The following is a 23,306-nucleotide window of genomic DNA, read 5'->3' on the forward strand; positions in this document are numbered from 1 at the left end:
GCAACCACCCGCATCACCAACAACGAATCCCCACCCAAATCAAAAAACGAGTCATCCACCCCAACCCGCTCCACACCCAACACCTGGGCGAAAATCCCCGCCACAACCTCCTCAACCGCACCCTGCGGAGCCCGATACTGTTGCGCATCCCCATACTCCGGCGCCGGCAACGCCCGCACATCCAACTTGCCGTTCACCGTCAACGGCAACACATCCAACACCACCACCGCAGCGGGCACCATATACGACGGCAACCGCGCACCCAGCTCCTCACGCACCACCACCGAATCCACAATCCCCGTCACCGATTCGGTGACATACCCCACCAACCGCTTCACACCCGGCGCATCCTCACGCGCCACCACGACCGCAGACTCCACACCAGCCACAGCCGCTAACGCCGCACGCACCTCACCCAACTCAATGCGATACCCACGCACCTTGACCTGCTCATCCGAACGCCCCACATACTCCAACTGCCCCTGCACATTCCAACGCACCACATCCCCCGTGCGATACATCCGCGCACCCACACCCCCAAACGGACACGCCACAAACCGCGAACCCGTCAACCCCGACCGACCCACATACCCCACACCCACACCACGACCAGCCACATACAACTCACCCACCACACCCACCGGCACCGGACGCAACCACCCATCCAACACAAACAACGCCGCCCCCGACACCGCCACACCAACAGGCGCCACCCCCGACCCCGCCACCAACGGCGCACTAAATGTGGCAAACACCGTGGTCTCAGTCGGACCATAGCCGTTGACCATCACCCGACCCGACGCCGCCCACCGATCCACCAACTCAGGCGGACACGCCTCACCAGCAACCACCAACGCCACCGACTCCAAACCCTGCGGGCTCAACGCCGCAACCGCCGACGGAGTCTGGGCCAACACCGTGACCTGCTCNGCCACCAACAACGCATGGAAATCCTGCGGCGAGGAAACCACGTCCTCAGGCACCACGACTAGGCGCCCACCATGGAGCAGGGCACCAAAGATCTCCCACACCGANANATCGAACGCATACGAATGNCACTGCGTNCACACCTGCCCCGCCGACAACGCGAAAAGTGCATCCGGTTGTTCGAAGAGCCGGGCGATGTTGTGGTGCGCAATCCCAACACCTTTAGGCACACCAGTAGTACCCGAGGTGTAAATGACATACGCAATATCGTCAGCATCCGGCCCAGACACCACCGCAGTCACCGGCTGCGCCGCGATCGCCGGATCATGAATATCAATCACCCACAAATCCTGGCCAGCCAGACCCGCAACACGCTCCACCAACGCCGTGGTGGTAATCACTGCGACCGGAGCCGCATCCGTCAACACAAACTCAAGACGGGTATCAGGCACGGTGGGATCGATCGGCACATACGCCGCCCCGGTTTTAAGGATGCCCACGATCGCGGTGATCGCCTCGAGCGAACGCGGCATCACCAACCCCACACACTGTCCTGCTCCCACACCACGACCAACCAACCACTGCGCCACCCGATCCGACGCCTCATCCAACTCCCGATACGTCAACGACGCACCAGAACAACTGACCGCCACCTCGTCTGAAACCCGAGCCACCTGCTGCGCGAACACCGCAGGCACCGACACCCGCTCACCGGGTATCACATCTAGCACTTCCCGGTTACTCCACACCTCAAGCTGGGCTTGTTCACCAGCATCAAGCACCTCGATCGACGACAACCGCATGTCGGGGTCAGCGGTCANCGACACCCGCTCACCGGGTATCACATCTAGCACTTCCCGGTTACTCCACACCTCAAGCTGGGCTTGTTCACCAGCATCAAGCACCTCGATCGACGACAACCGCATGTCGGGGTCAGCGGTCACAAGGCCGTCAAAGGCTAGTTCCAGACGGGCTACGTGCGCGGCGATCTCATCAGTGGTGTAGCGGTCCGGATTCCACGCGAAGTCAATTAGCGGCGCGGCGTCACTTAGCCGCGGATAGACGTTGACCGAAATGTCTTGTACAGGGAATGTCGACAGTACGTGGCTCGTTGCTTCCGAAGAACCGAAACTAAGCGGAGCACTGAAGTCCAGGATGTTGATAATCGGACCGAACTCCACGTTCGTGCCAAGGCGAGTTGCATCGGTGACCAGGTTCGGCCAACGCCGGAACTGTTGATGCCGCAACGCACCGATCAACGCCGTGGCGACCTGATCAGTCAGCCCACCAATGGTGTCGCTTTCATCCACGCGGACAAGCAGCGGCACCATATTGGACACCATGCCCGCGCATCTTTTCAGCGCTGCAGTTGTACGCCCAGAAACCGGCAACGACATCCAGATGTTGCGACGCCCTGTGGTTTTCGCAATGAACACCGCAAGCGTCGCAACTACCCTCGCGACATGGAGTTGATCACCCTGGTTATTCGGCAGTCGATGCTTGCATACCACTTCATGCACCAATGGATGTCGCGGTGCCACCGACCTATTTGCCCCTGTCAGATCGGTAACGTCGAGCGGTCCACGCACCACGGTCTTCCAGTACTCAGCATCGATGACACTGCGCGAAGATTGCTGGTACTTCCGATCGGCGTCCCGGATCAAAGCAAACTCGGAAAAGTCGACTTTGGTAGTGGCCTCAACTGACCCCGAGTAAACAGCCGCAATATGCCGAACAATGTTATGGGCGCCATACCCGTCACAGAGAACATGGTGGGTACGCAGGTAAAAGAACGACAGATTGTCGGTGATCCGCAGCAACGCGAACTCGATGAGTCGGTCCCGGATCAGATCAATAGGCTGGCGGTATTCATTGTCCATCCAGCTTCTAGCGGCCGCTAGCGGGTCATGCTCCGCACGAAAATCGATACAGCGCGCAGTCTGCGGGAACGAGCGGTCGACCATAAAGACCGGTTCGCCGTCGTCGTCCAGGGCTAACCGCGCGCATGGAGTGCCAAACCGCGCCGCCGCAGCTTGGCAGGCAACCGACAGCCTCTCAAGGTCGACAAAGTGGTCGATCGCGACATAGCCGGCAAAGTTATAAGGAACGTCGGGCTGCAGTTGTTGGGCAGCCCATATCGACCACTGCGCGGAAGTTAGAGGCCCCAGGGCGTCAGATTGCGTACCGAAATCCAGCATATGACTCCGAACTCCCTAATTTTGGCCATCAGGCCTGCATCTGAAATCCCAGCGTCATTGAGTCGGCTTATTGCACAACGCAAGACGCCCGCCCCGCTAACCTCGACAAGAGCGTCCGGTGGACGACTGGCTTAACAAACCAGACCCGTGTCCACTTGCCCGCCTGCACCTGGGCGCTAAGAAACCTGTTCCTGCGAACGCCATGCGTCAGACTGCGTACCTGTCAATCTCTCGCGCAAACTTCTCGGCCGTATGTCAGGCCAGTTCTGTTCGATATAGTCCAGACACGCAGCACGATCCGCCTCGCCGAAAACCACCCGCCAGCCCGCTGGGGTAGTAGCGAACACCGGCCACAGACTATGTTGCTCTTCATCGTTGACCAGGACTAGAAAGTTGCCCTTCTCGTCGTCAAAAGGGTTGAGACTCAACAGTTCTCCATAAGTGTCAGTCCGATGGTTCGGAGTACGATACGCCATAGGCTATATGAACGATAGCACTATATACAATAGTTTCTATAGTATGCACTTGGGCTGTGGGACTGCCCCCGGTTTGGTTGACTCCTGACCTGTGAGGATTCGTCCTTGCTGGAAGGATCAACCCCGTGCCGCGACCGTTTCCCGCCGAGTTCCGAGCCGATGTCATCGCTGTGGCCGTAAGGGCGAGGCGCCGTTGCGCCAGATCGCGAAGGACTTCGGGATTTCGGAGGCCTGCCTGCATCGCTGGCTTAAGATCGCCGACCGCGAGGACGGTGCCAACCGGCCGTCGTCTGCGGCGGTCTCTGAGGATGTGTCGGCGCAGCTGCGCGAGGCGCATAAGCGGATCAAGCTCCTCGAGCAGGAGGCTGAAGTGATGCGTCGCGCGGTCGGCTACTTGTCCCGGGATGCCAACCCAAAATGATGTACCCGCTGGTCCTCGACCTTGCCGATGACGGCGTGCCCGTCACGGTGACCTGCCGGGTCCTGGGATTCTCCACCCAGGCGTTCTACAAATGGCGCAAAGCACCTCTATCGCAGCGAGATTGGGATGATGCGCACCTGATCAACGCCGCCCGCGAATCCACGCCGACGACCCCGCATTCGGCTACCGATTCATCGCCGACGAACTTCCCCGGCGCGGGATCTCCGCCAGCGAGAACCGTGTCGCACGGTCATGTTCCCAGGAGCGCATCTGGTCGGTCTTCGCCAAGAAGCGAGGACTGAACCGTCGATCGGGGCCACCGGTTCACGACGACCTCGTGCAGCGTCAGTTCAGCGCCCAGGCCGCCAACCACTCTGGCTGGCCGACATCACCGAACACCGCACCGATGAAGGCAAGCTCCACCTCTGCGCGAGCAAAGACGTCTATTCCAACCGGATCGTGGGTTACTCGATGGACGCGCGGATGAAGTCCTCGCTGGCAGTGGCCGCCCTGGATCATGCCGTGGCGTTGCGTTCACCTGCCGCGACGATCGTTCATTCGGACAGGGGTAGCCAATTTCGCTCGCGAAAGTTCGTCCATGCACTGTCGCACAACGGATTACACGGATCGATGGGTCGCGTCGGCGCGTGCGGTGACAACGCTGCCATGGAGTCGTTCTTCGCCCTTCTGCAACGCAATGTGCTCGACCGGCGACGCTGGTCCACCCGAGCCGAACTACGCCTGGCGATCTCGACCTGGATCGAGCGGACCTACCACCGACGCCGCCGGCAACGCGCCCTCGGCAGGCTCACCCCTATAGAGTTCGAACTGCTCCACACACCGGTCGCGACCGCGGCCTGAAAATCCCACCCCGCGAGTCAACTGAACTCGGGGCCGTCCCTGTTGCCCCACAGCGTTCCGATGCTGCGATAGATGGCAGCTTCGGTTAGGGTCTGCTGTATGAATACGTGACACCGTGACCTGCCCCACCGTTTGGGTTCCAGATTCGCTGACTAACTGACAGCCTCTACGAAAGGCTGACAGTCATGCCTCGTGCTTATCCGGCCGAGTTCCGTGCCCGCGCGATCGCGCTCGTGCGGCCGGCAAGCCCCAGAAGCAGACCGCCCATGATTTGGGCATCCACCCGGTCACGTTGTCGAAGTGGCTCACACAAGACGACATCAACCGCGGCGCACGCCCCGGGGTGGCGACGAGCGAATCGGCCGAGCTGCGCGCGGCCCGGCGTCGGATCCAGGAATTGGAGACCGAGCTGTCCATCGTGCGCCAAGCGGCCAAGATTTTGGGTGAGGACAAGCCCCGCCCAAAAGGCTCTACCCGGTGATCGACCGACTCGTCGACGCCGGGGCACCCGTGGACCGCTGCTGCCGCATTCTCGGTGTGGCACGCCAGAATTACTACAAGCACAAGCGCACACCGACCACGCCGACCCAGCTGCGGCGGCAATGGTTGACCGGACTGATTCGCGAAGTCCACGTCGCCTCTCGCGGCACCTACGGCTATCGCCGCATCCACGCCGAGCTCACCCTGGGCATGGGTATCACGGTGTGCCCGCGCACGGTGTCGGTGCTGATGACCCGGGCCGGTATTTACGGGCTGCCCGGGCCGAGCCGCCTTAAACGGTTGCGTGGGGTGGTCACCGCTGATGATCTGGTCAACCGCAAGTTCCATCGGCTTGGCCCAAATGAGTTGTGGGTCAACGATATAACTTAACCCCGCACGCGGGAAGGATGGCTGTACTGTTGCGCTGTCCTGGATGCGTTCAGTCGCCGCATCGTGGGCTGGTCGATTGATTCGCGGGCTGATTCCACACTGGTGGTCAACGCGTTGGATATGGCCATCCGCAACCGCCGCCCCGACCCGGGTGGCATCGTCCATGCTGATCACGGAACTCAGTTCACCTCATGGGTTTTCGGTGAAAAGATCCGCACCGCCGGGCTCGTCCCATCCTTCGGCACCGTCGGCGACGGCCTGGACAACGCCATGATGGAAAGCTTCTGGTCGTCCATGCAGATTGAGTTGCTCGACCGCAAAAAGTGGCACACTCGCGTCGAGCTGGCCAACGCGATCTTCGACTACCTCGAGATCTTCCACAATCGCCAGCGCCGCCACTCAGCCCTGGGCTACCGCACCCCGATCGAGTACGAACTATCCTTTGCCAACGACACCCTCACCGCCGTCAGTTAGCCACCGCGACTGGAACCCAACAGGTAGGTCAGGTCACCGAGCTCGCTTGCCCAGACTGGGTGGGCTGAGAGGATGTCACTATGGCGCGCCCGTATCCCCAAGAGTTCCGGCGATGATGTCGTGCGGGTCGCCCGCAACCGCGGCAGCGGTGTGATGCTCGATCAGATCGCCGCCGATTTTGGGGTGCATCCGGTCACGCTGTCGAACTGGATGCGTCAGGCCGGCATAGATGACGGCGCCAAGCGGGCAACGACGACGAGCGAGTCCTCAGAGTTGCGGGAGGCCCGTCGACGGATCAAGTTGCTCGAGCAAGAGAATGAGGTGCTGCGCCGCGCTGCAGCGTATTTGTCGCAGTCGAACCTGCCGGGAAAGGTGCGTTCGGTAAACGCAGGCGCGGCAAAAACGGCAAGGTCGGCCCACCGGTTCACGATGATCTGGTCGGTCGACGTTTCGCCGCTGATGCGCCAAATCGGTTGTGGCTGGCCGATATTACGGAGCACCGCACCGGTGAGGGCAAGCTCTACCTCAGTGCCATCAAAGATGTGTTCTCCAAACGCATCGTCGGCTACTCGAGCGACTCGCGGATGAAATCACGACTGGCTACCCAAGCGCTGGCCAGTGCGGTGGCACGCCGCGGTGACGTCGCTGACTGCATTCTTCATACGGATAGGGGCAGTCAATTTCGAAGCCGGCGATTTGTTCACGCCCTGGGCCGCTGCGACATGGTCGAATCGATGGGTCGCGTCGGGGCGGCCGGCGATAACGCTGCCATGGAGAGCTTCTTTGGCCTGCTGCAAAAGAACGTGCTGAACCGCCGCCGCTACTGACCGGACCCCGTGAACAGCTGCGCATCGCGACCGTCACCTACTCTCGGGCGGCCCACCGGCGATGATCGAGCATGTTGTTGTGCAGCGGGCTGAAGAAACTCTTTATGGCCACATTGTCACCGGAAGCTGTAAAGCGAGTCATCGCCAGCCATCTCGCTGCGACCCAGTGTGTGCACCAACCCATCTTGGCCTGAACTCACCGGTCTCGTGGTAGGCATCTCGCAGGAGAGAATGCTGTCTTTGAACGCCGTCACATCGCGTAACGCAGCCGCGCGTGCGGGTGTCCGGCGTCCTCCGATCAGTCCTAAAACGGACGACAGCATGTCCCCGACATGTGAAGGTGGTCGGTACGATGAATTTCGCGGCCGCCTTTTCGTCCTGTCGCGCGGTCGTGCACCACGGTGGCACCGGCACCACGGCAGCGAGCTTGCGTGCCGGAGTGCCCATCCTGATCCTTTCGACGGACATTGACCAAACAATATGGGGCGCTCAGATCAGGCGACTCAAAGTGGGTACTACGCGGCGCATGTCGCGCATGACCGAGACGACGCTAATTGCCGACCTTCGCACCATCCTCGCACCGGAATACGCCACCCGGGCCCGCGAAATCGCCGCCCAGATGACTAAATCCGTCGCAAGCGTTGTGACTGCCGCCGATCTTGTAGAAGATCTCGCCCGCGGGTCCACGACGACTAAAGCCCATCAGCACTAGTCCCGGTGAGGTCAAGTCAGACCCATCGCAAGCATGCACGCCGAAAGACCGCTCACCGAACGAATTCCGCCGCTCGATGCCCGAGCATAACAATGGTCGCGTGCGGTCCACGGCTAGTGATGGTGGGCAGGATAGATCCATCGATCACCCAAAGGTTCTCGATCCCACGCACGCGACATGTCGGGTCGACGACCGCATGCGGATCACCTTCAGAACCCATCGGGGCACTAGCGCACAGGTGCTGCGACGTCGCCCATACTGGCGGCCCGACATATGTTGCCCCACTAGCAAGTTCACGGGCCAGCTCACTACCGCGCTGCAGAGCCGTGACATCCTGCGGCTCGCTGTCGTAACGGTGCTCGATCTGCGGAGGCACGGCCGGATCCGCGGACACTAGCGAGATACGCCCGCGTGTCCGCGGTTGCATCAGCGCCACCCCGATATGCGGCCAGTCAGGATGACCCGCGATGCCATCGCCAGTCATCGCGACGAAGCCGCCGGTGTACGGTCTAATCTCGATATCATCGGCGGCGTTGAGCACCACCTCCAGCACGGGCCGGCCGGTAGCCACCTCCCAGTCAGTGCGCAACACCCATTCAGGGTGATCACAGCAATACATTCCCACCGCAAGCGGCGCCACCACCGGCACGCCAACGCCCCGCAACATCGACTCATCGCCGACGCCGGACAGCATCAGTAGATGCGCCGATTGAATAGCACCGGCACACAGTACGATTCGATCAGCAGTAAGCGTCGCCGGACCATGCGAACCCACCACGTCGACACCCACAGCGGCGGTGCCATCAAACCGCAACCCCACGGCGCGCGTCTGCGACAGTAGGGTCAGGTTGGATCGGCTTAGGGCCGGCAGCAGATATCCAGCGCCGGATCCGATCCGCACCCCGTCGACAATGTTGAGCGGCACCGCGCCAACACCCGGTACCAACTCAGGGCCGCAATCATTGAGGTCAACAATCCAGGAATACCCGGCATCCCCCGCTGCAGCAATGAAACGCTCAGTAGTACCTGTCATTTCGTGCGTACGGCGAATGCGAATCGGACCACTATCACCGTGTGCGGGGCCGCTGAAATCGAGATCGGTCTCGATAGCCCGAAAATGGTCGATGACATCGGACCATGCCCAGCCCGGTAGCGCGGCCCGATCAAAATCGCATGGCAAGCCGCGACAGAAATATCCACCATTGATCGCCCCCGAACCACCGACCGTCGCCCCCCGCACGATCGGAAGCTCGCGAATCGGCAGCTCGGTGATGCGGGCCCGGTAGCGCTGCACCAGCGGGCTGCCGGCTCCGATCGGCAGCTGCAGCCCATTGGTGGTTTGCGCCAGCAGCACTGGGTCGGCGAGTGCGGGGCCCGCCTCGAGTACGGTCACAGAGCAACGAGGATCGGCGGAAAGGCGTTCGGCAACAACCGATCCAGCACTTCCGGCGCCGACGATCAGCACATCGCTGTGCGTGGTGATCAAGGCGACGGCTAGCTCCGGATTTGCGGCTTGAGCGCGCGCAGGTTGCGTTCGCGCACCACGCCCCACCACAGCCCGAGGCCGTAGGCCAAGTCGTCGACGCGTTTGAGCAATAGATAGGTCAGCAGCCCGATCGGCTCGGCTTCGTCACCGGTGGCGTCCCGGCGGCGCAGCCAGTCGACGACCCCGTCCATCACGGCCGCGACCACCACGACGTGTCTGCAATGCCGCGACATGATGGCCGCGAGCAGCGCCACGGGCCAATAGTGCCGGCAGATGGCCGATGCTAGCTGCAGCGCCGCCGACCATAGACCCCGGGCCGCAATTACCACGACATCGGCCAACGAGGTCTCGGCACTGCGCATGGCTCTGGCGATCCGCCGACCGGTGAAGATCGCGATCACGATCGAGGCCACCTGCGACAAGCTTGTCCCGAGCGCCATCAGTATCCAGGCCATCAGCGCCCAGCCCGAGATAACCACCGGGGCGGTCTTGTCGGGGTGGCGTACCGACAGCGGCGCCGCCGAACCACCGTAGAATGCCTTGCGCGCGAGCCAATCCCGCAATTGTGTGCGGTGATCGTGCGCGACCAGAGCAATCGGCTCGTAGCGTAGCCGGGCGCCCGTCTCGATGAGCCGCCAGCACAGATCGACGTCCTCGCCGGACTGCATGGTCTCGTCGAACCCGCCGACCTCGCTGATGGCCGAGCGGCGGCAGATGATCGCCGCGCTGGGTACGTAGGACACTGTGCTGTGCGGCAACACCGGCGCTTCGCGCTGCCCGAGGTCCAGTGAGGAGTGCACCGCTTCGTACCGGGCTACCACGTTCTCGCTGTGTGCCAGACCCACGATGCGCGGTGCCACCAGGGCCACGGTGGGGTCGCAGAAGTGACCGAGCAGGGCTTCCAGCCAGCCGCGGCGCGGCGACACGTCGGAGTCCATGAACGCGACGAAGTCGGTGGTGCACGCCGCCAGCCCGGTGTTGCGCGCCGCCGCCGGACCCTTGCTGCGGGGGTGGTGCAACACCTCGATGTCACCGTGCGTGCCGGCGAAGTCTGCCGCCTCGATCGGCGACAACGAACCGTCGTCCACCACGATCACCCGCAGGCCGCGCAGCGAGTTCAGCAGGCGTCTCACACCGGAAACGTTGTCCCGCACCGGGATTACGACGGTTACATCACGGTGCGACGGTCCGCCGGCAGGCCGTGGATGCGCGACGGTGGCGTCCAGTAGGGTACGGGCCAGCTGGGCGCTGACGTCGTCGCGAACCTTCAGCCGGCCATCCGAGAGCATGTCCTGGGCGGCGGGAGCCAGCTTGAGCAGACGGGTCGGTGAGCCGCCGAGCAACGCTGAGCCGTCGCCGAGCACCCGCACGCGGCGATCGACCTGAACGGCGAACCCGTCCGGCAGTCGAGGCTGACTCATGTAAGCATCCCGTCGGGGCCGGCCGACCAGTGCACGATCCGGCGCACGCAGCCGTCGACCATCTCGGAGAAAATTCGCTTGCCCTCGGCCGCGGTGGCGGTGGTCGGGTCTCCCAATACTCCTGCCGGGCTCACCGCCGCGACTCCGCCGGTGCGCATCGCCGGGAGTAACTCGGGCAGCGGCGCCCGGTTCCCGGCGAGCCACCGGTCGGTCAATACATCGGACGGCGAGATATGCAGCAACACCGATGTTTCGGTATGGCCGGCGTGGGCGTCGGCGCCAGCGGCGGCGCAGGGGCACCAGGCGACGTCACGACCTTCGTCACGAAGTGTGGTCACGGCGCGATGCAACGCCTCCGCGTTGCCGCCGTGGCCGTTGATGAAGACCAGGCGCTGGGCCCAGCAGGCGGCCGACCTGCCGTACTCGACCAGCAGCAGCGTCAGGGCATCGGTGCCGATGGAGATGGTGCCGGGGAAACTCTGGTGCTCCCCGCTGGCGCCGTAGGCGATGGCCGGCGCGACCAACCATGCCTGCTCGAGGCTAGCCCTGGCCCCCCGGGCAACCGCGGTCGCGATCCGGGTATCGGTGTCCAACGGTAGGTGCGGACCATGTTGCTCGGTCGACCCCAGCGGGACCATTACCGACGGCGAGGTGGGAAATAGCTCGCTCGACGTCGCAGCTCCTAATTCGCCGAGTACGGGCACTCGGTGATGGTAGGCCGAATTCACCTGGCGTGCACCAATTGTTGTGCCTTCAAAGTTATTTTTTTCTGGGCTGTTCATCGAGACGCCGAAATTCGGCTCGTCCGTCACGGTTGCCACGCGCGTATCACAATTTTCGCACACGTCGATTTTCGCTGGCAATCACATATCCGCACGAATTCTGCGGCTCGGCGACGAGATCTGTCGTGGCTCCCGCCTCATATTCGGTAAAGCCGCCCGATATGCCCCGAATTATCTCGGGCGTCGCCGCGCGACCGCCTGGCTACGCCGGCGCGACCGGAGGCTCGCCGAGCGCCCGGGTGAAGCCGTCCGGCACCAGAATGTCGTCCGGGCTCAAGTCGTGGACCGAGGCGTGCCCCAGACCCATCAGCGCCGAGTCGATGCCGCCGCGCAAGACGTCGAGCACGTTTTCGACGCCGGCTTGACCATTCGCGGCGAGGCCCCACAGATAGGCACGGCCGATCATCACCGCCCGTGCTCCCAAGGCCACCGCCTTCACGACGTCGCTACCGCGCCGGATGCCGCCGTCCAGCAACACTTCGACCTGATCGCCCACCGCCGCCACCACCGCGGGCAGCGCACGAATCGACGCGGGCGTTCCGTCCAGGTTGTTGCCACCGTGGTTCGACACCGATATCGCCGAAACACCGGCATCCACAGCCCTTTTCGCGTCGTCGACGCGCATGACCCCCTTGAGCATGAATGGCCCGCCCCAGAGCTCTCGCAGCCAGGCGATGTCTTCCCATGTCGGCGGCGGCGTGCCCATCCACTCGCCGTAGGCGGCAAAGAAGGGCGGGCCGAGCTCGCCGCGGCGGGCCTGGTTCGGCACCCGCAGGTCCGGTGGCCGCAGCGTCTTGCCGAACTTCCACAACCACCGCGGCTTGAAGACCGCCTCCGGGGACAACCGCAGGATGGTCCGCAGGTTCATCTCTTCGGGAATCTTGGGGCTGCCCCAGTCGCGTCCGTGCGAGAAAGACCAGTCGGTGGTGACGATCAAACCAACCGCGCCGGCCGCCCGCGCCCGCTCCACCCGCTGCGCGATCGCCTCGCGCCCGCCCAGCCAGTACACCTGGAAGAACAGCTTGGAGTTTGCGGCGATGACTTCTTCGATCGGCTTGCTGGCGAACGAGGACAAGCCCATCGCCGTTCCTCGCGCCGCAGCGGCTCGCGCGACGGCGACCTCGCCGTCCGGGTCGACGGCCTGGACGCCGGTCGGCGAAATCAAGACCGGCATGGAAATATCTTGTCCCATAACGGTAGTCGACAAATCGCGCTTTTCCTGGGCGCCCACGACATGGGGCGCAAAACCGAGCTCTCCGAAGGCTTCGACGTTGTCGGAGACGGTAATTCCCTTTTCGCTGGCCGCAACCAATGCTGCATAAACGGATTTCGGCAGCCGGCGCTTTGCGCGCTGCTGAGCGATCGCTACGGTTTCAAACCACTCCTCAGCCATGGCTAGACCGGGCTTTCGTTGCAGAGCCGCACCGGTGGTTGCTGCGGGGGTCGCACGGACAGCGTCAGCGGCACCGGCTGGCGCACCTTTTGTCCGCGTGAATGATCGGCGCGCGGGCGCGGCGTCTCCCGGTCACGGGCCAGCGCCGACGCGCTGTGCCCCTGGACGCACTCGGGATCCGGCCCGTCCATCGGCAGGCCGGTAAAGAACTTGGCCGCCATGCAACCGCCGCGGCAGCTGTCGTAGTGCCCGCAACTGCCACACGCGCCCGCCGACTGCGGCTCGCGCAGCTCACGGAATAGTGGAGCGTTCTTCCAGACGTTGTCAAAGCCGCTGTCGGACAGGATATTTCCGGCCAGGAAGCGGTCGTGGATGGCAAACGGGCAGGCATACACGTCGCCGACCGGGTCGATCAAGCACACCACCCGGCCGGCGCCGCACATGTTCAGGCCGGACAGCGCTCCCGAGGAGCCGAGCGGGGCCAGATGAAAGAAGGAGTCGCCGGTGAGCACCCCATCCCCCTTGGCGACGAGCCAGTCATAGAGCTGAACCTGCTGCGCCGCGGTCGGGTGCAGGTCTTCCCAGACGTCTGCGCCACGCCCCGAGGGCCGCAATCGGGTGATCCGCAGCGTCGCCCCGTAACGGCTTGCCAGAGCGGCGAATTCGTCGAGCTGGTCGACGTTGTGCCGGGTGACCACGACGGAGATCTTGGCGTCTTTGAATCCGGCCGCGGCCAGGTTCTCCAGCGCGCGCACCGCCATGGCGAACGATCCGGGACCCCGGACGGCATCGTTGACCTCGGCGGTCGCGCCGTCCAGCGAGATTTGCACATCGACGTAGTCGCTGGCGGCCAGCCGCCCGGCGACCTCCGGTGTAATGCGGACCCCGTTGGTCGAGAACTTCACTCCGACGTGGTGCTCGGTGGCGTAGTCCACTAGCTCCCAAAAGTCCGGGCGCACAGTGGGTTCCCCGCCACCGATGTTCACGTAGAACACCTGCATGCGTTCCAGCTCATCGATGATGTCCATGCACTGGCGGGTGGACAGCTCGCGTGGGTCGCGCTTACCCGAGGAGGAAAGGCAGTGCACGCAGGCCAGGTTGCAGGCGTACGTGAGCTCCCACGTCAGGCAGATGGGCGCGTCCAACCCATGTTCGAATTGCTCGATGAGCCGTGGTACGGCCGCTGTTGTCATTGGTGATCCTCCTGGGGCACCAGCATGCGGGAATCGACCAGCACACCCAACGCGTACAAGTAGGGCGCCTGCTCGGAGTCGTCGACACCCTGGGCGCGCAGCGCCGACCGGATGTCGGGATGGTCGGCCAGCGATCGCACCACCGCAAGGATGGTGCGGTTCTTCAGGAAAGACAGCTTGCGGGTGCCGAAGTGATAGAGCAGCGCGCCAAACGGTTCCGGTCGAACCGCGACCTGCGGGTGCAATCGCCAACCGCGATCAGGATCGAAGCAGCTTTTCGCCGCCCGAGCCTGCGCGGGCGCCGGCACGGTCAGTAGACCCCGCACATTCCGTCGATGGACACCTCTTCAACCAGAGTCTCGGTGACGAGCTCGGTGTCGGTCTCGGTCTCGCGGTCCATATGAAGTGCCTCTCCTACGGTCTCGACAACGATGGTCGATCTTGTCACAATCGTCGTCAGAATATGGCATCGAGTGCCGAAATGGAAGGGCGGGTCTGATGCTTCCGGAGTCGCGGGTAGGCCGGCGCCGCTCGACGACACCACACGACATCACCGACGTCGCCATCGAGTTATTCACCGCGCGGGGATTTGCCGAGGTGAGCGTCGACGATGTCGCACAGGCTGCCGGGATCTCGCGGCGCACGCTGTTCCGCTACTACGCGTCCAAGAACGCCATCTTGTGGGGTGAGTTCGACACCCATCTCGCACACCTTCGGGAACTGCTCGACATGGTCGGCCCGCAAGTTCCGCTGGGTGAGGCGCTTCGGACGGCACTGTTGGCGTTCAACACCTTTGACGACTCCGAGACCGTCCAGCATCGCCAGCGGATGCGGGTCATCCTGCAGACCGCCGAACTGCAGGCGTATTCGATGACGATGTACGCCGGCTGGCGTGAGGTGATTGCGGAATTCGTCGCCCGGCGCTCGGGCGCCAAGACGAGCGACTTGGGGCCCCAGACCGTCGCATGGACGCTGCTCGGTGTCGCACTTTCGGCCTACGAGCATTGGCTGGGCGACGAATCCGTCCCGTTGCCGGTGGCTCTCGGCAACGCCTTCGACGTCGTCGGCGCCGGGCTGGAGAGGCTGAAGCCGTGACCGCCAACACCGGGCATCTGCTGCACACCTTGCGATCGCAGGGGCGGTTCTGCGGCGCGTCCGGGTCCAGGATGTATGACGACCTGTTCGAGCTGGTGGCCTCCGATGTCGAAGCCGGCGGCATCTTCGCGTCGATTCTCTCCGGCCACGAAGACGACCCGTCGCGCGAGGCGGTGCCACTGCGCCTGCTGGGTGGTTTGCACCGGTTGGTGCTCGGCGACCGGGCGCCGGCATTGCGCCAGTGGTATCCCAGCACCGGCGGCACCTGGGATGCCGGCAGCGCGTGGCCCGCGATCACGGCCGTCGCGTTCGACCATGCCGACTCGCTGCGCGCGGCGCTCGGTCATCCGCCGCAAACCAACGAGGTGGGTCGATCTGCCGCACTGATCGGCGCGCTGCTGCGCATCAATCACGAAATCGGATTCCCGGTACGGCTTTTCGAGATTGGATCCAGCGCCGGGCTGAACCTGCGGGCCGACAAATACCGCTATCGCTACGGCAGCGGGCAGTGGGGACCGAGCGACTCGCCGGTACTGATCGACGACGCGTGGCAGGGGCAGTTGCCACCCACCGGTTCGGTACAGATCGTGGAACGGCGCGGGTACGACATCGCGCCCGTCGATGTCACCGTCACCGACGGGGAGATCACCGCGTTGAGCTATGTCTGGCCCGATCAGGCCGCCCGGCTGCAGCGGTTGCGGGGCGCCATCGCGATCGCCCGCAAGGTACCGGCACAACTGGTGCGGCTCAGCGCCGCCGGCGCGGTCGCCGGCTTGACGCTGGCCGAGGGCGCGTTGACCGTGCTGTGGCATTCGGTCACCTGGCAGTACCTGTCCGAGAACGAACGCACGGCCGTGCGCGCTCACGTCAGTTCGCTGGGTGCACGCGCCGATGCCCGCTCGCCCTTTGCGTATTTGACGATGGAGCCCGCTCGCGACGGCCCAGGCGCTGCACTGAAGTTCTTGGTGCGCACGCGTCGCTGGCCGCGCGGCGAACTTGTCGTGCTGGGTGAATGCCATGCGCATGGCCCACCCGTGAACTGGCAATAGCCACAATCTGGAAAATTTTTCGCTCACAACCCGTCGGAGTTTGTATTGCCGCGGCGACGATAAGGGTGTGGGCGCCGAAACGGATCACCAATCCGACGCTCGACGTGCGCTTGTGACGCTCTACGACGAGGCGTTGCCGGCGGTCTACGGCTATTTCGTCCGACGCTGTGGCGATCGCGGGGCGGCGGAGGACCTGACGTCGGAGACGTTCCTCGCCGCGATGGACGCCGCGCGCAAAGCCGAGCCGCCGCCGATGTCGCTTGCGTGGTTACTCGGCGTGGCACGACACAAATTGGCCGACCACTACCGGCGCGGTCCGGACCGGCTCAGTGTGCCGATGGCCGAGCTGCCGGAGCCGGTCGATACGCCCGACGACTGGGATACCGAACTGGACCGCATGGTCGCCGAAGCCGTGCTGGCCCGACTGGCTGAGCCGCACCGCACCGTGCTGGTGCTGCGCTATATGGACGACTGCAGCGTCGGCGAATGTGCCGAGCTGATCGGGCGCACGGTGCACGCTACCGAAGCCTTACTGGTGCGGGCGCGCCGCGCGTTCAAGAAGCAGTATCCGGAGGGAGGCATGTCATGAACCCGCGCGACCATAGCGACCCGCTCAGCGTGCTGCACGCCAATGACCTTCCGGTTCAACCCGATCCGGATTTTGCCGCGCGGCTGCGCCGGCAATTGGAATCCGCACTATCCCTACCGGAAGGAGTTGTCATGAGCGGCACCACCAGTGCCATCGCCGAACTGGCCGAACCCGCTGCGCCGCGTGCACCGCGGCCGGCGGCACTGCCCTACCTGAGCGTGGCGAACGCACGTGCGGCCATCGCCTGGTACGCCGATGCGTTCGGCGCCGTCGTAGTCGGCGATCCCATCGTCATGGACGACGGGCGCATTGGGCACGCCGAGATCGCGATGGCCGACGGCGTGCTGTATCTGGCCGACGAATACCCTGAGTATGGCTTGAAAGCGCCTGCACTGCACGCTGTTTCGGTCAGCCTGATGCTGCAGGTCGCGGACACCGAAGCCGCCCTGCAGCAAGCTCGCAAACACGGTGCCACCGTCGAGCGGGAGATCTACGAAAACTACGGAACGCGCAACGCGACCATCGTCGATCCATTCGGGCACCGCTGGATGTTGTCCGGGCCGACGGCGGTGCCCATTGCCAGCATTCGGCACGGCGACATCGGATACGTCTCGATCTGGACCCCGGACGCCGACCGCGCGGCCGCCTTCTACGGACATGTGCTGGGCTGGACCTACGACCCCGCATCGCATCGGGTGACGAATACCGACCTCCCGACCGGAATCTTTGCCACCGCGCAACCCGCCACCTTGTTCTGCTGCTATGCCGTCGACGACCTTCAGGTTGCTCGCGACGCGATAGCCGAGGCCGGCGGCGTCCCGGGCGAGATCCGGCAGACCGAGTACGGCATCCTGCTCGATGCCACCGATCCGCAGGGCGCGGCGTTCGCGGTTCACCAACCCACCGCGGGTCGAAAGCGCCCGGAAGTCAACGGCTCTGGGCCCGGCGAGCTGTCCTACGTCACCTACCAAGTACCGGATTCGGCCGAATTCCGCGATTTCTATGGCCGGCTGTTGGGCTGGAGCTTCGAGCCCGGCCGCGTGGCCGACGGCTGGCAGGTGGTAGGCACGCATCCGATGGCCGGCGCTGCCGGTGGCAGCGAGCGTGCCAGCACCGTGCCGATGTGGACAGTGGCCGACATCGACGCGGCGGTCACGCGGGTCCGCGAGGCCGGCGGCACCGTGGTTGCCGATCCCGCCCGCCAGCCCTACGGCATGACCGCCGAGTGCACCGACAACCAAGGCGCGCGGTTCTACCTAGGGCAGCTCTAAGTACCGGTGAAGGTCATCGGGTCGTGCAGCACCCGGGTGCCGTCATGCAGCGCCTCGATCGCCACCATGTGTTCGGGTTCCAGAGTGAAGTCGAAGACATCGAGGTTCTGCGCGACGCGCTCAGGCTTGGAAGACCGCGAGACGACGACGTTGTTCAATTGCAGGTTCCAGCGGACCAGCACCTGCGCGGGTGAGCGACCCTACTGCGCGGCGATCGACGTGACAATCTGTTCGTCGATCAACCTGCCGACCCCCAGCGGGCTGTAGGACTGGGTGACAACGTCGTGTTCGGCGTGGGTTTGCCGCAAGTCGGCCTGGTTCAGACGCGGATGCAGCTCGATTTGGTTGACAGCCGGCACCTCGGATGTCTGTTCGATGATCATCGAGAGATGGTCCTCGGTGAAGTTGGAAACTCCGATCGAGCGGACATGACCCTGCTCTTTGGACTGGATCATGCCTTCGAAACTCTCCACGAACTTGCCCAGCGCCGGCGCGGGCCAGTGGATCAGATACAGGTCGAGGTAATCCAGCCCCAGCCGGTCCAGGCTTGCGTGGCAGGCGGCTTGGGCGGTTTCGAAGCCCTGGTTCGACGTGCCCAGCTTTGTGGTGACGAACAGTTCGTCGCGACCAAGTCCCGACTTGGCGATCGCCCGGCCGACGGCGCCCTCGTTGCCGTAAGCGGCAGCGGTGTCAATCAATCGGCAGCCGACTTCCAACGCAGCGGTGACCGAACGTTCCGCTTCAGCGTCCGACAACTTGGCGACACCGAGCCCGAGCACCGGCATCTTCGCGTCGTCGTTGAGAGTGATCGTCGGGATTTTCGGCGTACTGCATACGTCGTCAATAACGGTCATTCGTCGTCACCTGCCTGCCATATTGCTTGTCATCTCTGTGGAGACCGGGCCGGCAGCAGCCGTTGAGCCGGACTTCGTTGTCCACAACCCGCGAATCTCCAAGAGGCCGAGCCCATCTGGATTTCACGAGGTCCACCGACACCGATCGCCTTCGAAAGCTAGTCGAATTGGTCAGCTTGCGCCCAATCGCAGCGGCACGGCATGTCGGCGCGGCAAAAGTATTGAGACGGTATGAGTCACCGCCCGCCAGCACAGACCAATTTATGAGCATCCTTCGGCTATCGGTGTGACATCGAATACACCGCTTGGCAAATCGCCTTGGTCGCATTCAAACGTAGCGATTTCGTGAGGTGCATCACCACCGAATACTATTTGCCGCGCACGGTTGCGCTGGCGCGCAATATGTTGTGCGACAGCATATTTACCGTCCATTGCGGCGGGCGGGAGAAATATCCGCACAACGGCCGCGCGCAAAGCGGAATCCGACAGCCTCTATGCTCGGGGAGCCGAACACCCGCCCAGACTCTGGAAGCGAGGCATGTCGCCAGATGAAGACCTACGACGACCTATTCAAAATTGCTTGCGATGCAACACAAATCGGTGCGATAACGCTCGAGACGTCGAATCCGGACGCTGTGCATCACAAGGGTGACCGCGATCTGGTGACCGATATCGATCTTGCGATTCAACGCGACATCGACGACTACCTGCGCAAAGCCACACCCGACATCCCGCTGCTTGCCGAGGAATCGCCCGCGCAACCCGATATCGACACCGCGGAATGGCTCTGGGTGCTGGACCCGATCGACGGAACGTCGAATTTCGTGCATGGGCTACCGCTGTGCTCGGTCTCGCTGGCCTTGATGTACCGCGGCACCACCGTCGTCGCCGTCACCCACGCGCCGTTGCTTGGCCGCAGGTATCACGCCATCCAGAATCAGGGCGCCTTCCTCAACGGTGAGCCGATCGACGTCAGCGGCTCCACCCGCCTCGCCGAGGCAATCGTGTCTCTCGGCGACTACGCCGTCGGCCACGATGCTGCCGCGCTCAACGAGCCCCGGCTCGCGCTCACCGCCGAGCTGGTGCCTCGGGTAGAACGCATTCGGATGGTCGGCGCCGCGACACTCGACCTCGCGTTCGTCGCCGAGGGAGCACTGGACGCCTGCGTCATGATGTCCAACAAGCCATGGGACACCGCCGCGGGAACGCTGATCGCCCGTGAAGCCGGAGCGCATGTCGTCGACGCGCAAGGCAATCCGCACACCCACCGCTGCGCCTCGACGATCGCCACCGCGCCGGGCATCGCCCGCGAACTCACGACAATCGTCGAAACCGCTTGCGCCCCCGGTATTCTGCAGGCGACAACCGCAACCTGATCTCTAGGTCAGCGCCTCGGGGTTGGCGATCCGAATCGGCGTTCCGTCCAGCCAAGACACCACGGCTTCGATGCTGTCCGAGTAGAAGGCGTTCAGCATTTCGCGGGTGACGTACCCCAGGTGGGGGGACAACGTCACATTCGGCAGGCGGCACAGCGGATGGTCCGAGGGGGGCGGTTCGGCGTCGAAGACGTCGAGTCCGGCTGCGGCGATGCGTCCGCTTTGCAGCGCCGCGATCAGCGCCGCCTCGTCGACGATCGGGCCGCGCGACGTGTTGACCAAGTAGGCGTGCGGCTTCATCAGAGCCAGTTCGGGTTCGCCGACCAAACCTCTCGTCCGTTCGGAGAGCACCAGGTGGATCGAGACCACATCGGAGGATTCGAACAAGGCCGCTTTCTCGACCCGGCGCGCGCCAGCCGCGATCGCGGCCTCCTCTGTGAGATTCTGGCTCCACGCAACGACTTCCATGCCAAACACGCCTCCGTATTCGGCCATCCGCTTGCCCGTCCTGCCCAGACCCAGCAACCCAAGTGTCTTACCGGCAAGCGTCACGCCGACGCTGCTCTGCCACCCACCATCGCGCATCCGCCGATGCTCTTCGGCCAGATTGCGCACCGTCGCGATCAGCAGGCCCCAGGCGAGCTCGGGGGTGGAATCGCGCAGGGCCCGGTACCGGGGGTTGGCGAAATCCGAATGGGCAACCAGCACACCGTGTTCGCTGGCCGCGGCCATGTCCAAATTCGGCAGGCTCATGCCCACGATCGTGATCAGCTTCAAGTTGGGTAGTCGCTCGATCAGCGTGCGCGGCAACGCCATACGTTCGCGCAGGGTACAGATCACGTCGAACGGCTGCAGAACGTCCGCCGCTTCCGCTTCGGACAAATGCCGGTCGAAGACGGTGATCTCAGATCGGCTCTGCACTGAAGACCAGTCGGCGAGCTCGAGTGCCATGTCGGCGTAGTCGTCGAGTATCGCCACCCGGGGCATGGCCGTCAGCCTAGCAGCTCCGAAATAGGTGTTGCGGCAGCGATTTTGCCGCGAGCCTTCATGACCTTGCCCGGCAGGCCGCCGCCGACCACGCCCACCACTACCCCGTCACGCTCGTAGTAGGCTAAGAACTTTCGTCCGTCGTCCTCGACCAGATGCACGATGTCGGTGGCTTCCGGCTCCCCCAGGCACTGGATCTTGACGTCGTACTGGTCGCTCCAGAAGTACGGAACGACCGTGATCGAAGGCACCTCTTGGCCGAGCATCGCGGGCACCACAACCCGGGCCTGATCTGCAACGTTGCTCCAATGCTCCACGCGTGCTTGATGTCCCGTCGCATCGCGCCAGGAGGCAACGTCACCGAGCGCCCACACGTTGGGCGCACTCGTACGCCCGGCCTCGTCGCAGATGACACCGTTGTCGACGTCGACGCCGCTGCCCTACAGCCCACTCGGTGGCCGGCCGTGATCCGATCCCGACGACAACGAGGTCTGTCACCAGCTCGCTGCCATCGGTCAGCAAGACCGTCTCCACGTGCCGCTGGCCGCGTACCTCGGCAACACCGATACCGGTGCGCACATCGACACCCTCGCCGCGATGCAACCGCGTCACCAATTCACCGATCTGTTCGCCGAGCACCGAGGCCAACGGCGTCGGCTGCGGCTCCACCAGCACGACCTCAACCCCCAGACTGCGTAAGCTCGCCGCGACCTCGCAGCCGATGAAACCGGCGCCGACCACCACCGCGCGCTGCGCCTCGGACGCGTGCTCGCGCAGCGCCACGCTCTCGTCGAACGACCGCAGCACGCGGATGCCGTCGAGATCCGGGAACGCTGGAATGCGCCGCGGCACCAATCCGGTCGCTATCACCAGCTCGTCGTAGCCAAGCGACGTGCCGTCGGACAGAGTCAGCGTCTGCGCGGCGGTGTCCAAGCTGGTGGCCGCCGCACCCAGCCGCAGCGTGATGTTGTTCTCGTCGTAGAACTCACGCGGCTTGAGGGCCACGTCATCGACCTCTTTGCGCAGCACTTCCTTGGACAGCGGCGGCCGGTCGTAGGGCAGATGCACCTCGTCGCTGACGATCGTGACGGGCCCGGTGTACTCCGACCGGCGCAATTGCTCGGCTGTGCGGGCAGCAGCGAGCCCTCCCCCGACGATCACGATTCCGTTATTGCTCACGTGGAGTTCATAGCACGCGCGGCGGTCAGTACTTTAGGGCACCCTTATCAACGGGGATCTGCATGCCCGTCACCGTGTCCGAGCCGTCGCCGGCCAACCAGGCGACAACGTCGGAAACCTCTTCGGGCGCCATGAATCCCTTGTACTGCATCGGCATTGGCGGGAAGCTGTGCACGAAGCGGGGATGCTTGGCGAAGATCTCCATCATCGCTTCCGGTTCGATCATCGGGGTGTCGATCGAGTAGGGGTGGATGGAGTTGACCCGGATGTTGTATTCGCCGAGCTCGATAGCCAGGGTGTTGGTCAGCGCGGTCAATCCGAATTTGCTGGCCGCGTAGTGGCCGTTGCCGGGCGTGGCCTTGATACCGGCCGACGAGCTCACGACCACGATGGATCCACCGTTGCCGGCCTCGATCATCACGGGTATCGCGGCGCGCAGAGTGCGCCAGGTGCCGGTCAAATTGACCCCGATGACGGTGTCCCACTGCTCGTCGCTGAGTTCCCAGACCCGGCCCCAGCCCAGCACTCCGGCGTTGGCCACCAGAATGTCGAGCCGGCCGAACTGCTCAACGCCGTCGGCCACCAGCTGCCGCACCGCGGGGTCGTCGCGAATGTCCACCTCGCGGGCCAGCACCTTGCGGCCCTGCGCCTCCACCAAGCGGACGGTCTCGTTGAGGTCATCGGGTGTGGCCGGCGTGTAGGTAATGGTGCTCGACGCCGACGCGCAGATGTCGAGCGCGATGATGTCGGCGCCCTCGACGGCCAGCCGTACCGCGTGTGCGCGCCCTTGCGCGCGGGCGGCACCGGTAACGAATGCCACCCGTCCTTGCAGTGATCCTTCACGTCCCGCCACAGCACGCCCCTT

General features: G+C 64.0%; 17 protein-coding genes and 5 pseudogenes. 9 read left to right on the forward strand and 13 right to left on the reverse strand.

Annotated elements, in window-relative coordinates; all coding sequences use genetic code 11:
- The coding region (locus H7K34_RS19875) for a non-ribosomal peptide synthetase (protein WP_264063815.1) at positions 1-3,125 on the reverse strand (3,125 nt) is incomplete at its 3' end.
- Positions 3,126-3,301: 176 nt separating this feature from the next.
- Complete coding sequence (locus tag H7K34_RS19880; protein ID WP_264063816.1) at positions 3,302-3,553, reverse strand: MbtH family protein; 252 nt, start codon at positions 3,551-3,553, stop codon at positions 3,302-3,304.
- Positions 3,554-3,726: 173 nt separating this feature from the next.
- Here H7K34_RS19880 and H7K34_RS19885 point away from each other — a divergent pair.
- From H7K34_RS19885 to H7K34_RS19900, 4 genes and pseudogenes are all read left to right on the forward strand, one after another.
- A pseudogene (locus H7K34_RS19885) lies at positions 3,727-4,883 on the forward strand (IS3 family transposase).
- Between the two features lie 185 nt (positions 4,884-5,068).
- A pseudogene (locus H7K34_RS19890) lies at positions 5,069-6,227 on the forward strand (IS3 family transposase).
- Between the two features lie 80 nt (positions 6,228-6,307).
- A pseudogene (locus tag H7K34_RS19895) lies at positions 6,308-7,116 on the forward strand (IS3 family transposase); the annotation flags it as partial.
- Between the two features lie 212 nt (positions 7,117-7,328).
- The gene (locus H7K34_RS19900) at positions 7,329-7,766 is read left to right on the forward strand and encodes a glycosyltransferase (RefSeq protein ID WP_372510818.1); all 438 of its coding nucleotides are present in this window, start codon (positions 7,329-7,331) and stop codon (positions 7,764-7,766) included.
- A gap of 52 nt (positions 7,767-7,818) precedes the next feature.
- Here H7K34_RS19900 and mftG read toward each other — a convergent pair whose 3' ends face one another.
- From mftG to mftA, 7 genes are all read right to left on the reverse strand, one after another.
- On the reverse strand, positions 7,819-9,252 hold the full coding sequence (gene mftG, locus H7K34_RS19905; protein WP_264063817.1) for a mycofactocin dehydrogenase MftG: 1,434 nt from the start codon (positions 9,250-9,252) through the stop codon (positions 7,819-7,821).
- 8 nt (positions 9,253-9,260) lie between these two features.
- Positions 9,261-10,673, reverse strand: coding sequence for a mycofactocin biosynthesis glycosyltransferase MftF (gene mftF / locus H7K34_RS19910; RefSeq protein ID WP_264063818.1), 1,413 nt, complete (start codon positions 10,671-10,673; stop codon positions 9,261-9,263).
- On the reverse strand, positions 10,670-11,401 hold the full coding sequence (mftE, locus tag H7K34_RS19915; RefSeq protein WP_108926259.1) for a mycofactocin biosynthesis peptidyl-dipeptidase MftE: 732 nt from the start codon (positions 11,399-11,401) through the stop codon (positions 10,670-10,672). Before mftE ends, mftF begins: the two co-directional genes overlap by 4 nt.
- Positions 11,402-11,657: 256 nt before the next feature.
- Positions 11,658-12,848, reverse strand: coding sequence for a pre-mycofactocin synthase MftD (gene mftD / locus H7K34_RS19920; protein WP_264063819.1), 1,191 nt, complete (start codon positions 12,846-12,848; stop codon positions 11,658-11,660).
- Between the two features lie 2 nt (positions 12,849-12,850).
- Positions 12,851-14,041: a mycofactocin radical SAM maturase gene (mftC, locus tag H7K34_RS19925; protein ID WP_264063820.1), complete on the reverse strand. Its 1,191-nt coding sequence runs from the start codon at positions 14,039-14,041 to the stop codon at positions 12,851-12,853.
- Positions 14,038-14,367: a mycofactocin biosynthesis chaperone MftB gene (gene mftB, locus H7K34_RS19930; protein ID WP_264063822.1), complete on the reverse strand. Its 330-nt coding sequence runs from the start codon at positions 14,365-14,367 to the stop codon at positions 14,038-14,040. Before mftB ends, mftC begins: the two co-directional genes overlap by 4 nt.
- The gene (mftA, locus tag H7K34_RS19935; RefSeq protein ID WP_264064801.1) at positions 14,352-14,441 is read right to left on the reverse strand and encodes a mycofactocin precursor MftA; all 90 of its coding nucleotides are present in this window, start codon (positions 14,439-14,441) and stop codon (positions 14,352-14,354) included. The genes mftB and mftA overlap by 16 nt, the downstream gene beginning before the upstream one ends.
- 98 nt (positions 14,442-14,539) lie before the next feature.
- On the opposite strand from mftA, the gene mftR reads away from it, so the two are divergent.
- The 4 genes from mftR to H7K34_RS19955 all read left to right on the forward strand — a co-directional run bounded on the left by mftR (position 14,540) and on the right by H7K34_RS19955 (position 18,045).
- Positions 14,540-15,136, forward strand: coding sequence for a mycofactocin system transcriptional regulator (gene mftR, locus H7K34_RS19940; RefSeq protein ID WP_264063823.1), 597 nt, complete (start codon positions 14,540-14,542; stop codon positions 15,134-15,136).
- On the forward strand, positions 15,133-16,185 hold the full coding sequence (locus tag H7K34_RS19945) for a DUF2332 domain-containing protein (RefSeq protein WP_264063824.1): 1,053 nt from the start codon (positions 15,133-15,135) through the stop codon (positions 16,183-16,185). The genes mftR and H7K34_RS19945 overlap by 4 nt, the downstream gene beginning before the upstream one ends.
- 67 nt (positions 16,186-16,252) lie before the next feature.
- Positions 16,253-16,774, forward strand: coding sequence for an RNA polymerase sigma factor (locus H7K34_RS19950; RefSeq protein WP_264063825.1), 522 nt, complete (start codon positions 16,253-16,255; stop codon positions 16,772-16,774).
- Positions 16,771-18,045 carry a VOC family protein gene (locus tag H7K34_RS19955; protein ID WP_264063826.1) on the forward strand — a complete coding sequence of 425 codons (1,275 nt, stop codon included), beginning with the start codon at positions 16,771-16,773 and terminating at the stop codon, positions 18,043-18,045. Before H7K34_RS19950 ends, H7K34_RS19955 begins: the two co-directional genes overlap by 4 nt.
- On the opposite strand, the pseudogene H7K34_RS19960 reads toward H7K34_RS19955, so the two are convergent.
- Positions 18,042-18,899 (reverse strand): annotated as a pseudogene (locus tag H7K34_RS19960) (aldo/keto reductase). The gene H7K34_RS19955 and the pseudogene H7K34_RS19960 overlap by 4 nt on opposite strands.
- Positions 18,900-19,447: 548 nt before the next feature.
- Between H7K34_RS19960 and H7K34_RS19965 the strand changes: the two are divergent.
- On the forward strand, positions 19,448-20,275 hold the full coding sequence (locus H7K34_RS19965; RefSeq protein WP_264063827.1) for an inositol monophosphatase family protein: 828 nt from the start codon (positions 19,448-19,450) through the stop codon (positions 20,273-20,275).
- 3 nt (positions 20,276-20,278) lie between these two features.
- Here H7K34_RS19965 and H7K34_RS19970 read toward each other — a convergent pair whose 3' ends face one another.
- The 3 genes and pseudogenes from H7K34_RS19970 to H7K34_RS19980 form a co-directional block, all read right to left on the reverse strand.
- Positions 20,279-21,262 carry a D-2-hydroxyacid dehydrogenase family protein gene (locus H7K34_RS19970; protein ID WP_264063828.1) on the reverse strand — a complete coding sequence of 328 codons (984 nt, stop codon included), beginning with the start codon at positions 21,260-21,262 and terminating at the stop codon, positions 20,279-20,281.
- Positions 21,263-21,267: 5 nt separating this feature from the next.
- Positions 21,268-22,441 (reverse strand): annotated as a pseudogene (locus tag H7K34_RS19975) (NAD(P)/FAD-dependent oxidoreductase).
- Positions 22,442-22,466: 25 nt separating this feature from the next.
- Entirely contained in the window at positions 22,467-23,294 is an 828-nt protein-coding gene (locus H7K34_RS19980) for a mycofactocin-coupled SDR family oxidoreductase (protein WP_264063829.1), read from the reverse strand.
- Positions 23,295-23,306: the final 12 nt, after the last annotated feature.

The organism is Mycobacterium montefiorense, assembly GCF_025823255.1.
Lineage (GTDB): Bacteria > Actinomycetota > Actinomycetes > Mycobacteriales > Mycobacteriaceae > Mycobacterium > Mycobacterium montefiorense.